Source organism: Lactococcus muris, assembly GCF_042849115.1.
GTDB lineage: Bacteria > Bacillota > Bacilli > Lactobacillales > Streptococcaceae > Lactococcus > Lactococcus muris.
On the sequence record NZ_BAAFQO010000005.1, the window covers coordinates 114,105 to 128,561 of the forward strand.

17 protein-coding genes are annotated in these 14,457 nt (G+C 40.6%); 7 read left to right on the plus strand and 10 right to left on the minus strand.

What is annotated here, in order from left to right:
- Window positions 1-188: 188 nt before the first annotated feature.
- From ACGHCK_RS04530 to ACGHCK_RS04545, 4 genes are all read right to left on the minus strand, one after another.
- Window positions 189-1,082: an SPFH domain-containing protein gene (locus tag ACGHCK_RS04530; RefSeq protein WP_202231579.1), complete on the minus strand. Its 894-nt coding sequence runs from the start codon at window positions 1,080-1,082 to the stop codon at window positions 189-191.
- A gap of 61 nt (window positions 1,083-1,143) precedes the next feature.
- Window positions 1,144-1,812 (minus strand): hypothetical protein, encoded by a 669-nt coding sequence (locus ACGHCK_RS04535; protein ID WP_202231580.1) that lies wholly within the window; start codon window positions 1,810-1,812, stop codon window positions 1,144-1,146.
- On the minus strand, window positions 1,802-2,695 hold the full coding sequence (gene miaA, locus ACGHCK_RS04540) for a tRNA (adenosine(37)-N6)-dimethylallyltransferase MiaA (protein ID WP_251423950.1): 894 nt from the start codon (window positions 2,693-2,695) through the stop codon (window positions 1,802-1,804). The genes ACGHCK_RS04535 and miaA overlap by 11 nt, the downstream gene beginning before the upstream one ends.
- 102 nt (window positions 2,696-2,797) lie before the next feature.
- A complete protein-coding gene (locus ACGHCK_RS04545; RefSeq protein WP_394304487.1) occupies window positions 2,798-4,291 on the minus strand; it encodes a polysaccharide deacetylase family protein in 1,494 nt (497 codons plus the stop codon).
- Window positions 4,292-4,416: 125 nt separating this feature from the next.
- Between ACGHCK_RS04545 and ACGHCK_RS04550 the strand changes: the two genes are divergently transcribed.
- The 3 genes from ACGHCK_RS04550 to ACGHCK_RS04560 all read left to right on the plus strand — a co-directional run bounded on the left by ACGHCK_RS04550 (window position 4,417) and on the right by ACGHCK_RS04560 (window position 5,425).
- Complete coding sequence (locus ACGHCK_RS04550) at window positions 4,417-4,596, plus strand: DUF3042 family protein (RefSeq protein ID WP_202231583.1); 180 nt, start codon at window positions 4,417-4,419, stop codon at window positions 4,594-4,596.
- 24 nt (window positions 4,597-4,620) lie between these two features.
- The gene (locus ACGHCK_RS04555; RefSeq protein WP_251423944.1) at window positions 4,621-4,791 is read left to right on the plus strand and encodes a DUF3042 family protein; all 171 of its coding nucleotides are present in this window, start codon (window positions 4,621-4,623) and stop codon (window positions 4,789-4,791) included.
- Between the two features lie 529 nt (window positions 4,792-5,320).
- Window positions 5,321-5,425, plus strand: coding sequence for a putative holin-like toxin (locus ACGHCK_RS04560; RefSeq protein ID WP_338147191.1), 105 nt, complete (start codon window positions 5,321-5,323; stop codon window positions 5,423-5,425).
- A 69-nt stretch (window positions 5,426-5,494) separates the two neighbouring features.
- On the opposite strand, the gene ACGHCK_RS04565 is transcribed toward ACGHCK_RS04560, so the two are convergent.
- From ACGHCK_RS04565 to ACGHCK_RS04580, 4 genes are all read right to left on the minus strand, one after another.
- The gene (locus tag ACGHCK_RS04565) at window positions 5,495-5,698 is read right to left on the minus strand and encodes a hypothetical protein (RefSeq protein WP_237460030.1); all 204 of its coding nucleotides are present in this window, start codon (window positions 5,696-5,698) and stop codon (window positions 5,495-5,497) included.
- Between the two features lie 165 nt (window positions 5,699-5,863).
- Window positions 5,864-6,136: a DUF1048 domain-containing protein gene (locus tag ACGHCK_RS04570; protein WP_202231586.1), complete on the minus strand. Its 273-nt coding sequence runs from the start codon at window positions 6,134-6,136 to the stop codon at window positions 5,864-5,866.
- A gap of 1 nt (window position 6,137) precedes the next feature.
- Window positions 6,138-6,497: a DUF1048 domain-containing protein gene (locus tag ACGHCK_RS04575; protein ID WP_251423935.1), complete on the minus strand. Its 360-nt coding sequence runs from the start codon at window positions 6,495-6,497 to the stop codon at window positions 6,138-6,140.
- Complete coding sequence (locus ACGHCK_RS04580; protein ID WP_202231588.1) at window positions 6,494-6,817, minus strand: PadR family transcriptional regulator; 324 nt, start codon at window positions 6,815-6,817, stop codon at window positions 6,494-6,496. The genes ACGHCK_RS04575 and ACGHCK_RS04580 overlap by 4 nt, the downstream gene beginning before the upstream one ends.
- A 163-nt stretch (window positions 6,818-6,980) precedes the next feature.
- Here ACGHCK_RS04580 and ACGHCK_RS04585 point away from each other — a divergent pair, with 163 nt between their 5' ends.
- The gene (locus tag ACGHCK_RS04585) at window positions 6,981-7,913 is read left to right on the plus strand and encodes a dihydroorotate oxidase (RefSeq protein WP_271328537.1); all 933 of its coding nucleotides are present in this window, start codon (window positions 6,981-6,983) and stop codon (window positions 7,911-7,913) included.
- A 138-nt stretch (window positions 7,914-8,051) separates the two neighbouring features.
- Here ACGHCK_RS04585 and ACGHCK_RS04590 read toward each other — a convergent pair whose 3' ends face one another.
- Window positions 8,052-9,716, minus strand: coding sequence for a hypothetical protein (locus ACGHCK_RS04590; protein WP_394304488.1), 1,665 nt, complete (start codon window positions 9,714-9,716; stop codon window positions 8,052-8,054).
- A 453-nt stretch (window positions 9,717-10,169) separates the two neighbouring features.
- Here ACGHCK_RS04590 and ACGHCK_RS04595 point away from each other — a divergent pair, with 453 nt between their 5' ends.
- From ACGHCK_RS04595 to ACGHCK_RS04605, 3 genes are read left to right on the plus strand one after another with little or no spacing between them, the layout of a single operon-like run.
- The gene (locus ACGHCK_RS04595; RefSeq protein WP_251423916.1) at window positions 10,170-10,904 is read left to right on the plus strand and encodes a metal ABC transporter ATP-binding protein; all 735 of its coding nucleotides are present in this window, start codon (window positions 10,170-10,172) and stop codon (window positions 10,902-10,904) included.
- A 6-nt stretch (window positions 10,905-10,910) separates the two neighbouring features.
- Window positions 10,911-11,765 (plus strand): metal ABC transporter permease, encoded by an 855-nt coding sequence (locus tag ACGHCK_RS04600; RefSeq protein ID WP_251423919.1) that lies wholly within the window; start codon window positions 10,911-10,913, stop codon window positions 11,763-11,765.
- Window positions 11,762-12,694, plus strand: a complete 933-nt coding sequence (locus tag ACGHCK_RS04605; protein WP_251423922.1) for a metal ABC transporter substrate-binding protein — start codon at window positions 11,762-11,764, stop codon at window positions 12,692-12,694. The genes ACGHCK_RS04600 and ACGHCK_RS04605 overlap by 4 nt, the downstream gene beginning before the upstream one ends.
- A 256-nt stretch (window positions 12,695-12,950) precedes the next feature.
- Here the strand turns inward: ACGHCK_RS04605 and gndA are convergent, their stop codons facing one another.
- On the minus strand, window positions 12,951-14,372 hold the full coding sequence (gndA, locus tag ACGHCK_RS04610) for an NADP-dependent phosphogluconate dehydrogenase (RefSeq protein ID WP_271328512.1): 1,422 nt from the start codon (window positions 14,370-14,372) through the stop codon (window positions 12,951-12,953).
- Window positions 14,373-14,457 lie beyond the last annotated feature (85 nt).

Here is a 14,457-nt window from a genome sequence, read left to right on the forward strand (position 1 = left end):
GTTTAGATTTTTCATTACATTTGCATTTCTAATGTTACGTTTACTTTCTGAGTCTATAGTATAAAAAAAAAAAGGTCAAATGAAATGAGTGTTTGATGAGAAAAGGGTGGGTGGTTTGGCTGGGGACTTGGCTTTAGACATGAAGAAAAGAAGCCCCAGAAGGAGCTTCTTTTCTCTATTATCAAATTTTATTTGGCCTTTAAGGCACTCAAGATTTGTGTGCGAAGGTCCTCAATACCGTCCGCGCTAGCTGGTAAGAAAATCGTCGAATTACCGCCATTCGCAAACTGGTTGAGAGTGTCCAGATACTGGTTCGTCAAGAGAATCGACATGATTTGATCCTCCGTTAAACTTGCACCTGTGTTTTTAATTTCAATGATTTGTTGGGCAAGTCCATCAACGATGGCCTTACGCTGCTCTGCAATACCCACACCACGCAAACGATCTTTTTCTGCTTCCGCTTCCGCTGAGGTAACAATCTTGATCTTCTCTGCGTTAGCAAGCATTTGTGAAGCATCCTGTTTACGTTGTGCAGCATTGATTTCGTTCATGGATTGCTTAACCTCTGCATCAGGTTCTACACGAGTGATGAGTGTTTTAACGATGATATACCCATAGGTAGTCATTTCTTCTGCAACCTGATGTTGTACTTCCAAAGCAATCTCATCTTTTTTCTCAAAGACTTCATCCAGAGTCAACCTAGGCACAGCGGAGCGAAGAGCATCTTCAATATAAGCTTGAATCTGTTCCGCAGGATTCATCAGCTTATAGTAAGCATCTTTAATGTTTTCTTCATTAACACGATATTGTGTAGCAACATTCATCGTGACAAAGACATTGTCTTTTGTCTTGGTTTCCATGGTCATTTCATTTTGCAATAAGCGCAACTGGATGCGGGCAGCAACGCGGTCAATTCCCCAAGGCAATTTTATATGAAAACCTGCGGAAGACGTTTTTTGATACTTCCCAAAACGTTCGATGATTGCTACCGTTTGCTGCTTAATAACATAAAATAATGTACTTACACTCACCAAGAATATGATGAAGAAAACCGCAACGATGATAAGCGAAACTGTTAACATAAAAACTCTCCCTACTTTAGTTCTCTCCCCTAATTATACCTCATTTTTCAGAATATTCCAATCAAAATCCTTTAGAGATATACATGTAACATTTGTTTTTCTCCGCTTGATAAAGAAGGGGCTTAAGATAACCGATTTTTTCAGCCTGCAAAAGCAAATCTTCAAAATTATAGCCTGTCAAACGAATATAGTTTTCATTTTCATCTGCTGTTGTCAAGTCTGAGAGCTCATGCACATCTGTAAATCTCCCCTTAAAATCAGCTTTCTTCATAACCAAGTATTCGTTTTCCTGCTCTAAAACATAGTGAGGAAAAATTTGCGCAATTTCATAAACAATCTGTGTGGTCATCTTAAGCGGAAATTCACTGAAAACAAGTGCTTCCTCTTGAGCATTGCGGTAACAAAAGCCAAAGGATTTTCCTGATATATTCAGACGCACAAAACGGAAGTTTTCCGTCCCTTCTTTTCCCTCCAAATGAAAATTCGGTTGCGTTTGAAACATCGCTAAGTCACGAGATAGCGCAAAGAAATACTTGGTCGCATCCTGAGGAGAACGTTTTTGATAAAGCTCTGCAAAATAGGCATTGATAACACTTGAAGGCGGTGTTACCAAAAGCATTTTTTCCTTTTCGTCAGTCAGGCTCTCTAAACGATTTTCTAGAAAAACCCTATCCTGAGCCATATAGCCACCGTATTTCAAGCCTAAATCAATATATTCCTTATTTTTCACTTCTTTCCTCCATATTTAAAAATTCTTTTGCACACATTATAGCATTTTCCGGATAATCCATTGATAACACATCATAAAAATCAACATTCATACGGTTACGAAACCAAGTCAGCTGACGCTTAGCATATCTTCGTGAATTTCTTTTCACAAGCTCCACCGCTTCCATAAGTGAACATTCTCCTGCAAAATAGGGGAAAAACTCCTTATAGCCGATCCCCTTAGCTGCTTGGACATCTGGATAGCCCTCAAATAAAAATTTGGCTTCCTGAAGAAGCCCTTCGTCCATCATTTGGTCTACTCGGCTATTAATCCGCGCGTAAAGCTCTGACCGTTCACTACTGAGGCCGAGGATAGAAAATTCATAGTCCGGTTTCTGATTTTCACCTGTACCGAAAGCTTCTAATTCTAGAAAACGCACTGCCCTTCTCCGATTGAGCTCTGGAATCTCTTGTGTCACGCGCGCAAAGAGTTCTTCATCAGACAGCGCCTCTAGATTTTTACGTAATGTCATCATTTCCTCATGATGTGCCTGCCCTCCCAGATGATATCCCTCAAGAAGACTCTGAATATAAAGTCCTGTTCCTCCTACTATTATGGGGACTTTTCCTGCTTCAATAATTTGTTCAATACTTTGTGTTGCTTCTTGGACAAAGTCAAAGGCAGAATAGCTCTCATCTACATCACGTACATCAATCAAATGATGCACCACAGCAGCCTGCTCTTCTGGACTCGCCTTAGCTGTTCCAATATCCAGTCCCCGATAAACTTGCTGCGAATCTCCTGAGATTATCTCCCCTCCAAATTTCTGAGCCAACTGGATCCCCAGAGCTGTTTTTCCCACGGCTGTAGGACCCACAACCACTAAAACTTTCTTTTTCTTCATACTTTTACTTTTCTACTGTTTCTTTCTATTATAGCATATAGCATTTTTGACTTCGGGAATTATTTTTCGATATAAAAAACCTCAAAAAATTGAGGTAAAATTTTATCTCGTTGCATTAAAGTAAACTTGAGAATTTTCGAGCTTTCCACGCGCTTCAATCAGTTGATTTACTGTGACGAAAGTATAGCCCTGCCTTTTTAGTTTCTTGATTACTTTTTCTGCCCCATCAACAGAGCTATCGTAAATATCATGCATGAGAATGATGGAGCCGTCATAGACTTCATTCATCACAACCTGTTCTATCTGGTCTGCATTTTTACTCTTCCAATCTAAAGAATCCACACTCCATTGAATGATTGGTGTTTGTGCTTGCGCATTGATTTCAGGCGTTGTTGCTCCATAGGGCGGACGTAAGCCTTGTGGGGCAATACCGAGAGTCTTTTGGACTAAATCTGCTGTATTTTTGATTTCCTCCTGAACCTCTTTCATGGGAAGTTGCGGAAGGTTCAGATGATTAAAAGTATGAGAACCTACTTGATGTCCCAACTTATACTCCTGCTTCACTATTTCCGGATAAAGCGCAAGACGATTACCAAGTATAAAAAATGTTGCGGGCACATTTTCTTTTTTCAAAATAGAGAGCAAGCGCGGCGTAGTTTGTGGATCTGGCCCATCATCAAAAGTTAAAGCAACGAGCTTCTTGCTGGCAAGCTGTTTATTTCTAACCTGTCGAGCAGAAGGAATTTTTACTTTTGATTTCTCCGCTTCCTCCTTCAAATGCTCTACTAAGATTCGGGGAGTCACAACTTCTCCAAGCTCACGAAGTGGAAGGGAAACCTGTACATAGTTCTTGGTATCCCTGTTTATCTGATGCGGGGCAAAATAGAAAACTAAAGAATTATTATTCAAAACAAAGGTATTAAAATTTTGCTCAACAGCCTTTAATCCGCTTTGTAAAACCGCCTTTGCCTTTTGTGTGGAATAACGCTGCTCCTTTGAAAATTTGTCATAAATATACTTAGAAATACTTTGCAGATCCTCTTTTTCTTTAAGCAGATCTGAGATTTGTAATTCTTTTTCTTCTTTTAAATCATAGGTTTTCGTAATGACTTGACTTTCTGTTTGCAGCAGCGGACTGTTTTTTCGCATCACATTAAACTTAAAACTCACGATATCAGGGGATAACTCATAAGTTTCAAAAGACTGAAAGAAACTTCCTTTCTCTTTTGGATTATTTTCAAGGGTAGCTCTTTTAAAAGCTGAAAGCTCACTGCTTAAAAAACTTTCTAATTTTTGATTGATTTTCTTACTTTTAGTTTTAGGATAATTTACCAAAATTTGTTGCTCTTTATTTTCGGACTTCACCTCAATGCTAAAATCTTTTAAGGTTACACTTTTTATATAGGTATTAACTGACGGAGTCTTCGCTTTAGATTCTTTATCCCCCACTTTTTCCGACATCACTCCAATAATAATTCCGAAAATAGGCAAAAGCAGACCTAACCATAACCACTTCTTTTTCATGCTCTCTTCCCCTCCCCCTCTGCACTCTGATGCTCCTCTTTTTAAGATAACAATAATTTTTAATACTTTCAAATATTTCGTCTGTTTTACATATGCAGCAGCTTAAAATACTGGGCTTAGAAGCTTACAAGTGTTATAATAAACTTATACATTTCTAAAAGTATCATCATGATTGACAAACATAGGAGGAGAAAAGGATGAATAAATATCTTAAGGGCTATCTTATCGGAAAAGCTATTGAAATCACAGTAGCTGGAACGGCTGTGATGTTTGCTAAACATAAAGGATTGATTGATGCTGAAATGCATCCCAATCTAAAAAAAGATGTCGTTGTTGAAAATCAAAAGCGTGCCAGAAGAAAACGTCTAGCGCGCTAATAATCACTCTTGGAGGTATATATTATGAATAAAAATTTTGTTGCCGGTTTTGTTGCCGGTAAGGTCGTTACTCTTGCAGCTTTAGTGGCTGCTGGTGTCATTTATAAAAAACGTCGTATTGATCCTATAGAGCGCAAATGGGAATTTGTCCAAGAAAACCGTAAAAAGGCGAACCGTAAACGTATTGCCCCTTAAGCGAGTTATTAAAAATTTAAACAAAATACTTCTTCAATGACTCTCAAATAGAGACTGGTCTATTTATGAATGGATAAAGAAAAAACGGGAAATATTCTCGTTTTTTTTTGTCTTTCTCGCCGCCTCTAAGCCGCCTCCAAGAGATAAGGCGACTCTGCAAAGGGAGCCAATACTACCCTTTCATTTATAACTACATTATGAAAGCAACAATTAAAAAACTCCCCTATAGTCAGAATGAAAGACAATATGAGGTAATAGAGCCTTATATCCTCTGCTTCTTGCAATAGTCACAGGAATAAGCCCGGATAAGAATGAATCAAATGACAGTCAAAATAACAACCTTATCAGGCGGATAGCTTCGATTTATCGAGGTCTTTTTTTGTGCTGTAATCATACTGTAACGTATTTTGAAAGAGTGACTAATATGATATAATAGCCCAGTAGAAGTTTATGGACGGTAGCCTAACTGGAGGTGATGCTTATGAAAAATTGTAGGCGATAACCTCACAATACAGAAAGGCGACAAATTTTGTCGATATATGAAACACTCTCATTGATGATTGCACTTGCGTTATTAATGATTACAGTGATAAATAAAAACGATAAAAAAATAACGTCCAACTTTAGCGAGTGACGTTATTTTACGTTAACTTTGCTACCGTTCTTAATACGGCTACACGGGACTTGTTAGCGCAAGTCCTTTTTATTTAGTTTTATTATAACACCGCCCTGTCGGAATAGCAAGGGGAATAAAAATCTGCTGGAGCATTAATGTAGCCAGCAGAACTTCTTCTTCCTCAAATCCTCCAATCAGGAGTAGGAGTTCAGGAGCTGGTTCAATTTTTTCAAACTCTTGCATTGTATTAAACTCAAAACATGCTTTTGTTCCTGCTTTCCAGCTGTTCACTGAAACACAGGTAGTATTATCGGTAGCTCCAGATTTATGGAATCGCACTAATTAATGTAATTCCATTTTCTTATTTTTCAGATTTCCGCCACCATAGAAAAAACGCTCACCAGTGTCTTCTTGTACACCTGTGAAACGTTTCTCTTTTCATGAGATTTGCCTTCTTTATTTTTCACAAAGGTCATCCTGTCTGAGTAAACTGTCACTGAAAGCAGCAATGTCCCTTCCGGTCACTTGCAAAATGTCTACCTCTCTCAGTACTCCATCTTCAAAAATCTCCAGCAGTTCACGAAAAACCTGAGTATCTGTAACACCAATTTTGAAAAAATATTTTTGTATTTCTCGATAGACGATGTAATAGTCTTTTGGCAAAGTTTTTACAGCCGCTTGCAAGATACGCCATTCCTTTTTTCCATCTCTCATTTCCTGAAAACTCATCTTAGTCCCTTCCTAGCTTTTTGAACACGTTACGGTTAAGCTGTTCACGACACTTGTCACGGTAGGACATGTAAGGTATAGGCTTACGCTGGTCAAAGAGTTCTGCAACAAAAGCCTCCTTGTCTTCACCAATCACAGCTGAAACGTCTGCATAGTCAGATGCCGTCTCTTCAAAGAAGTCCAGCAAACTCGACATGATCGGGATAAGATTTCTCCCTGTCAAAGCACTGTATCTTTGGATATTTGGTTCTAGTTCAGCCCACATAATCCGATAGCTTTCTGGCAAATAAGCTACTCTTTTTTCAAAATCCGCTTGAGCAAGAGTCATATCTCTTCCTGTTACTCTATCCCAAAAATTCATCTGTCCCTCCTTATTTCCGCAAGTTTTTCTGAAAGAAAATCCCACCTCGTCCAAAAAGCAGCCAGCTCTTGCCTTCCTGCCTCATTGATCCTGAAGAACTTCCGTGCCGGTCCCTTATCTGAAACTTTCTTTTCTGTTTCTAATAGTTTTTGACGTTCAAGTCTAGAAGTTATGGTATAAACTGTCCCTTCAACTACATCGACAAAGCCATGCTCTTTTAATCTCTGGGTAATCTCATAACCATAGGTCTCCCCTTGGCTAATGATTTGTAATACACACCCTTCTAAAACGCCTTTCAGCATCTCTGTATTCTTTTCCATTTTCACCCCTGTCTAATCTGTATTAACTAATACAACTATACAGTAACACATATTAGTAGAAAAGCAAAGAGAAATAAGTTTTTTCCAGCTGTTTAGACTTAATCATTTAATTTCTCGGCTAATCATGATAGAATAGTAAAAATTATGAAAGAGGTTTAGTGATTTGAAACAAGAAACAATTTTTGCTCATGCTAAATTTTCCAATCCTTTTATGAATGCTTCTGGTGTGCATTGTATGACTATTGAGGAGTTGAAAGACTTGGAAAAATCTGAGGCTGGGGCATATATCACGAAAAGTTCAACTCTAGAAAAAAGAGAGGGAAATCCATCGCCGCGTTATGTTGACTTAGCCCTTGGAAGCATTAACTCGATGGGGTTGCCTAATCTAGGTTTTCACTATTATCTAGACTATGCTTTAGGACAACAAAAGCATCAAGAAACACCACTCTTTTTCTCTATTGCGGGGATGAGCCAAGAAGAAAATATCGAGATGTTGAAACTTATTCAAGACAGTGCTTTTTCCGGAATTACTGAACTTAACCTTTCATGTCCAAATGTTCCAGGAAAGCCTCAGATGGCTTATGACTTTCAGGCTACCGAAGACCTTCTCAAAAAAGTTTTCATCTTCTTTAAAAAACCACTTGGCGTTAAGCTTCCTCCTTATTTTGACTTGGTGCATTTTGACCAAATGGCTGATATCCTTAACAAATTCCCTCTCACTTATGTGAATTCTGTCAATAGTATCGGCAATGCTCTATTCATCGATTCTAAAGAGGAAGCCGTTGTCATCAAGCCTAAAAATGGTTTTGGGGGTCTGGGAGGACAATACATCAAACCTACTGCCCTCGCTAATGTTCGTGCTTTCTATACACGGCTTAAACCAGAAATTCAAATCATCGGGACAGGCGGTATTGAAACAGGGCATGATGCCTTTGAACACCTGCTCTGTGGTGCAACCATGCTCCAAATCGGAACAGCTCTCCACAAAGAGGGACCCGGAATTTTTGCGCGAATTAGTAAAGAATTACAGGAAATCATGGATGAAAAAGGTTATCGGTCCATTGATGAATTCCGTGGTAAGCTGAAAAGCCTCTGAAACTCAGCAGCGATGGCAAAGCTTAGTCAAGCTTAACACGTTAAGGCAGCTGTATCAATAGCTTTATCTTAAAAAATCACTCAAATTTGGCACATAAGAATGCCAGTTTGAGTGATTTTTTGTTTGGTAAGTTTGTCTTTAGTTCGATTGGTTGATGATGAGGGCGGGGCGGGACCCTCCACCAGTATTTGCGCCCTGTGATGTATGTCCTCCATTAAGGGCCCCGCTTAAGTCTTGTCCATGTCCTCTATGGAGGATAACCCAAGAATGCCCTACTAGAGCACGAGTTCGAAGCCACCACCAACTATTATTGGCACCTATACGTCCTGCTGGATTAGGAAAAGCTTGCCCGCTTCCTGATAAACGTGCTACATCAGCTAAGGAGAGGGCAAAAGCACGAGGAGCTCCACTTGTATCAACATCAGTCACATCAGCCGCAACCAGTGGAAAATCTGTCAAGTTACTTGGTAGCCATGCCTGAGTTGAACCTGTCCAAGTCAGATCGCCATGCCTGACCGCTCCTGTATCAAAATTATCTGAAACCGGTTGAACCATAGTCCGAACATCCGCATGTAGGGCGTCATACCAAGAAACCAGTTCTGCCTCTTGATCGTTCCAAGAAACATTGCGTATTGCCTCATTCCGAATAATCATATGATTGCCAGAACCCATGTTTTCAAGGTAACGATACTGCTCCCCAGCCATAGTAAAGATACGGCCCGGACGCATGGTTGAAAAGTCAAAGTCTGCTGGTGCACTGTCTTCGTTAGGCAGTGGGTTCGGGCCGTCATCGTACATCACCCCATTCTGGATACCTTGGAGAAAGTCTTCCAGCTCCGCATGGTGCTGCTCCCCGTCATTGAGGAATTCCTCATGTTGGTCAGGACTCACTAAGCCACTCTCGACATGAATCCCATAGTAGTAAAAGCCGTTAAAGACCTTGTCCTCAATGGCAGCCGTCATCTCCGCTGCATCTAGCAGGTAAGAGGTGGCTTGTTCCCGGTCCAGTCGGTTGGCCCAGTAAGCCCAGCCCGTGTTCGGGTCAACCACCCAGAAGTTCCCTATCTTGTCTTCGTTAGGCAGATTGCTCCACTGGTTCATGGTCATTGGGGCACGGTCTTGGGGAAGGTTCTGGGCGGTTTGGTTGGTCACTTCTTCCCCCGGCCAGACTGGACCACTGTTGTCAAAGTCTTCGTTTGCTGACCAGTAAGCATCAATACCATCTCCCGGATGTGTCGCTCCGTCTGTGACCGCATCTGTAGCACCGTTCCCTTCGATCCAGTCCCGCGCATGACCTGCCGCTGCTGTTCTTAAGTCCAGGTTGTCATGGTTGAAGGTCGGCATATACCATGGGGCATCTTGACCGGAACGTTCCCAACCAAAGATGAGGTTGGCGTACTGGTCGAAGGCATTTGAAGCATTAGAGTTTTCACGGTCGGTGATGTCGTTTGCGCTGGGAATCCATGTGGTCCAGTTTTCTACATCCTCACGGCTGGTCCCTGCGACCAGGGGCGTGAAGTTGGCTTCATTACGCTGGCGGGTTTCGAGGAACTCGGACAGGCGTATCCGTGCCATGATTGGCCGTTCGCCGTAGTTTTCCACGAAGACGTCCTTGTTTTCCGTGTCTCGGTTGTAGTAGTCGTGGACACGGCCGCCGACATTGATGTCCACTTCATTCAGCCGGTCATTGATGGCCCGCTGGTTGAAGGCTTGGAAGGCGAAGGTGCCGCCTACTGCGAGTAACAAGAGCGACAGGAGTGCGAGGTTGCGCAGCCGCCGCTGTTTTTTCTTTTCTGGTGTCATAAATTCCTCCTTTGACGTAACGTGTGGTTTTGTATTTTCATTACAAGTTCATTTCTAATGTTACGTTTACTTTCTGAGTCTATAGTATAAAAAAAAAAAAAGGTCAAATGAAATGAGTGTTTGATGAGAAAAGAGAATGTAGCACTTATTTTTTCCTGATAGGAACGGGGTTTTATCTTCGCCTGCATTTTTTATAGCCTCACCTATAAAATATTTGACTTTATTTAGCATAACCTGTAAAATGTTATTTAACTCACTTACAATGAATAATGTTTCACGTTTAAAACCCTGTTTCTCAAATCTGGAGAAAAAGAGGCTTATAAAAAATTATTACTGGTCCGTGTGCTGCTTTCAGTAGACCACATTTTCAAAACTAAAAAAATGCTATTAACACCAAGTATCTTGGGTGCCAACAGTCACTCACTGTGAACTTTTAAAAATGAAGAGGGAGAGATGTTAAAGATTACTAATTTATCCGTTGAATATAAAGGAAACTTAGCCTTAGACGATATATCACTAGACATTCCAGCAGCTACCTGTACAGGGATTATTGGACCAAATGGCGCTGGAAAATCAACTTTGATGAAAAGTATCTTAGAGATGGTGCCTGTCAAGTCAGGAAAAGCCACTATTGATAACCAACCTATCAAAAATTTCAAGCGAAAAATTGCTTATGTCGCACAACGTAGCGAAATTGATCTCAGTTTTCCAATCACGGTTTTTGATACTGTTCTAACAGGAACCTATCCGAATTTGAAGTTGTTTCAGAATCCGGGGAAGAAAGAGAAAGAAAAAACACATCAAGCCTTGCATAGACTAGGTCTTGATGCCTTTAAGGATAAGCCACTCAGCGACTTATCTGGTGGACAACTTCAACGGGTTTTTATTGCACGCGCCCTGGCCCAAGAGGCTGATTACTACTTTTTAGATGAGCCTTTTGTTGGTATCGATATGATTAGCGAAAAGATTATCATTAAAATTCTTGAAGAGCTGAGACAAGAAGGTAAGTCAGTCATTATCGTGCACCACAACCTTCATAATGTAAAAGAATACTTTGACTATCTGATTATTCTCAACAAAAAGCTTGTCTGTGCAGATTATATTCCCCAGTGCTTTACTAACAAAAATCTCCAAAGTGCTTATGGAGAAGCTTTGGGTAATGTTATCATCAAAGAAAGCGAGGTATAAATCAAGATGGATATTCTATTTTCTCTTTCTGACCTCACAGGACTGACCGTAACAATGCTGAGTGCTTTTATCGCTTCTCTCCTGCTAGGAATCATTTCAGGAATTTTGGGGTGCTTCATTGTCCTTCGCCGTTTGTCACTGATGGGAGATGCCCTCTCTCATGCTGTTTTACCTGGCGTAGCTCTTTCTTATATGCTGGGCATTAACATCTTGATTGGTGCAACCCTTTCAGGCATCTTAGGAGCTATTCTGATCCAGTTCATCATCAAGCACAGCAATTTAAAAACAGATGCATCTATCGGTATTATCCTAAGTAGCTTTTTTGCATTGGGCATTGTATTAATCACGAAAGCTGAAAGTGGTGTTGACCTCAACCATATTCTCTTTGGAAATATTCTCGCAGTTACACCACATGAACTCATACAATCTTTTGTATTATTACTCATCGTTGTTCTTGTCGTCAAGCTTTTTTTCAAGGAATTACTCATTACTTCCTTTGATCCTATCATGTCTAAAGCTTACGGACTAAAAAATAATTTTTATCATTATCTTCTGATGATTCTTCTTACTCTCTTCACTATTTCCGCCTTAGCTCAAGTCGGGATTGTGCTTGTAGTTGCCATGCTCATTATTCCAGCCTCTATCGCTTATTTGTGGGTTAACACGCTCCCGCGCATGATTACTCTGTCCTCTATCTTGGGAGTTCTCTTTGGCGTACTTGGAGTCATCCTGAGCTTTCACTATGACCTCCCCACAAGTGCCACTATCGTCATTGTAGGTGCTCTCGCTTTTGCCTTATCATTTTTCCTCAGTCCTCGCAATGGCTTTATCCACTATACTAAGAAAGGAACGTCACTATGAAACTCAAACGACTTGCTCTTGCTGCTGTGTTAGCCGCACTCTTTCTCCTTTTTACAGCCTGTGCTGCCCCAAAAGAAGAAACTGCTGCTTCAAACAAATTGAAAGTTGTAACAACCTACTCCATTATTGCTGATATTGTTGAAAATATCGGAAAAGATCACGTTGAGGTTTATAGCATGGTTCCTCGTGGAACTGATCCACATCTATACGACCCTAAACCCAATGATACACAAGCTGTAGAAAAGGCTGACCTTGTCTTTTACAATGGTCTAAATCTAGAAACTGGAAAAGGATGGTTTGATAAGCTCATCAAAAACAGTCGTAAAGAGGCAGCCAGTTTCATGGTGAGTGAGGGCGTGTCACCGATTTACTTGAGTGAAAAAGGGAAAGAAAGCGAAGAGGACCCACACGCTTGGCTTAATATTCAAAATGGTATTCTTTACGCTCAAAATATTGAAAAAGAGCTTTCAAAGAAAGACCCTCAAAACAAAGCAATCTATCAGAAAAATCTCAAAACATACACTGAGAAATTACAGCAATTAGATACTGAAACACAAAAGAAAATCAACAGTATTCCCAAAAACGACCGTATCCTAGTCACAAGTGAAGGTGCTTTTAAATATTTTGCTCAACAATACGGGTTGACTGCTGAGTATATCTGGGAAATCAATACGGACAATCAAGGTACACCTTCACAAATGACACGCATAAACAACATCATTAAGGATAAAAGTGTAAAAGCACTCTTTGTCGAAACGAGCGTTTCCCCTAAAACAATGGAAGCCGTCTCACGACAAACTGGAGTCCCTATTTTCTCCAAAATCTTCACGGACTCTCTGGCCGATAAGGGGCAAGAGGGGGATACTTACTATGACATGCTCAAATGGAATATTACTCACATCTACGACGGTTTGAATGGAAAGAAATGAATGCTTCACGATTTCTCCCTGTTGAAAGAACTAGTGAAAAACGACTGAGAAAAGTTCCAAAAATGAAAAAAGTGCCTAACCACGTGCATCATGATGCTGTGGTTAAGCACTTTTTGTTTGTGCGCCTTAGCTAAAATCAACTTTCGCCTCCCTCTCTGCCCAAACTCTTTAATTTTCTGTTCTCATAATAAATGGACAGCAAAGTAAGCAAGGCGAATGAAGGCCGAGATTGAAAACTCGGCGAGGGACTTCCAAATTAATCTTCTGTATACCAGTCATAGTGGAAGATTCCATCCATATCCGTACGTTCATAGGTATGCGCACCGAAGTAGTCACGTTGTGCTTGAATCAAGTTTGCGGGCAAGTTTGCAGAACGATAGCTGTCATAGTAGCTGATTGCACTTGCAAATGTTGGCACTGGAATACCTGCTTGAACAGCAAGACTCACAACGTCGCGTACTGCTGCTTGATAGCGATTTGTGATATCGATAAAGTACTCATCCAAGAGAAGGTTTTCAAGATTAGGGTTCTTGTCAAAAGCATCTGTAATGTTTTGCAAGAACTCTGCACGGATGATACATCCTGCACGCCAGATTTGGGCGATTGTACCGTAAGGAAGATCCCAGTCGTATTCCTTAGAAGCTTGGCGCAGTTGAGCAAAACCTTGGGCATAACTCATGATTTTTGAGAAATAAAGTGCTTGACGGATTTTTTCCACAATTTCAGCTTTGTCGCCTGAGAAATTCACTTCTGGACCTGATAATATCTTGCTTGCTTTCACACGTTCGTCTTTATAAGTTGAGATGAATCGCGCAAAGACAGATTCTGTAATCAATGGCAATGGAACACCCAGATCAAGAGCACTTTGTGATGTCCATTTACCTGTACCTTTATTGCCAGCTTTATCAAGGATTTTATCCACGATATAGCCGTCTGTACCTTGATCGTCTTTACGTTTAAGGACTTCTTTTGTGATTTCGATAAGGTAGCTGTCCAGTTCGCCTTCATTCCATTCTTCAAAGATGGACTGAATTTCAGCGTTGTCAAGTCCGAGCACACGTTTCAAGAGGTCGTAAGATTCGGCGATGAGTTGCATGTCGCCATACTCAATACCATTGTGGACCATTTTCACATAGTGACCCGCACCATTAGGACCCATATAAGCCACACATGGTTTGCCATCTTGAGGCGCTTTACCTGCGATTTGTTCAAAGATTGGTGCAATCAAATCGTAAGCTTCTTTTTGTCCACCAGGCATGATTGAAGGTCCTTCAAGCGCACCTTTTTCACCACCTGAAACACCTGTACCGATGAAGTTGATTCCTGAGTCTGCAAGCTCTGCATTACGACGCATTGTATCTGGGAAATGTGTATTTCCGCCATCAATCAAGATGTCACCTTTATCCAAATGTGGTAAAAGCGCTTGAATTGTCGCATCTGTTGCTGGACCAGCTTGTACCATAAGCATGATACGGCGTGGTTTTTCAATAGCAGCTACGAATTCTTCGATTGTCTTTGTCAAAACAAAATTTTTATCTGGATGTTCAGCTACAACTTCCTCCGTTTTTGCAGTCGTACGATTAAATAGGGCAACTGTATAGCCTCGTGATTCAACATTGAGGGCTAGATTTTTCCCCATTACGGCCATGCCGACCACGCCAAAGTTAGCTTGAGTCATTGTAAATCCTCCGATTTTTTTATCTTTTATAGCTCTATTATAACGCAAATTCTTTACAAAAGCTTATATAAACACTGTAAATTTT

Excerpts from the sequence above, each read along its gene's own strand:
- ACGHCK_RS04600 (WP_251423919.1), top strand. The coding sequence starts at position 10,911 with ATGGATATTCTATTTTCTCTTTCTGACCTCACAGGACTGACCGTAACA.
- gndA (WP_271328512.1), bottom strand. The coding sequence starts at position 14,372 with ATGACTCAAGCTAACTTTGGCGTGGTCGGCATGGCCGTAATGGGGAAA.
- miaA (WP_251423950.1), bottom strand. The coding sequence starts at position 2,695 with ATGAAGAAAAAGAAAGTTTTAGTGGTTGTGGGTCCTACAGCCGTGGGA.
- ACGHCK_RS04595 (WP_251423916.1), top strand. The coding sequence starts at position 10,170 with ATGTTAAAGATTACTAATTTATCCGTTGAATATAAAGGAAACTTAGCC.
- ACGHCK_RS04575 (WP_251423935.1), bottom strand. The coding sequence starts at position 6,497 with ATGAATTTTTGGGATAGAGTAACAGGAAGAGATATGACTCTTGCTCAA.
- ACGHCK_RS04580 (WP_202231588.1), bottom strand. The coding sequence starts at position 6,817 with ATGGAAAAGAATACAGAGATGCTGAAAGGCGTTTTAGAAGGGTGTGTA.
- ACGHCK_RS04530 (WP_202231579.1), bottom strand. The coding sequence starts at position 1,082 with ATGTTAACAGTTTCGCTTATCATCGTTGCGGTTTTCTTCATCATATTC.
- ACGHCK_RS04570 (WP_202231586.1), bottom strand. The coding sequence starts at position 6,136 with ATGAGTTTTCAGGAAATGAGAGATGGAAAAAAGGAATGGCGTATCTTG.
- ACGHCK_RS04550 (WP_202231583.1), top strand. The coding sequence starts at position 4,417 with ATGAATAAATATCTTAAGGGCTATCTTATCGGAAAAGCTATTGAAATC.
- ACGHCK_RS04605 (WP_251423922.1), top strand. The coding sequence starts at position 11,762 with ATGAAACTCAAACGACTTGCTCTTGCTGCTGTGTTAGCCGCACTCTTT.
- ACGHCK_RS04555 (WP_251423944.1), top strand. The coding sequence starts at position 4,621 with ATGAATAAAAATTTTGTTGCCGGTTTTGTTGCCGGTAAGGTCGTTACT.
- ACGHCK_RS04590 (WP_394304488.1), bottom strand. The coding sequence starts at position 9,716 with ATGACACCAGAAAAGAAAAAACAGCGGCGGCTGCGCAACCTCGCACTC.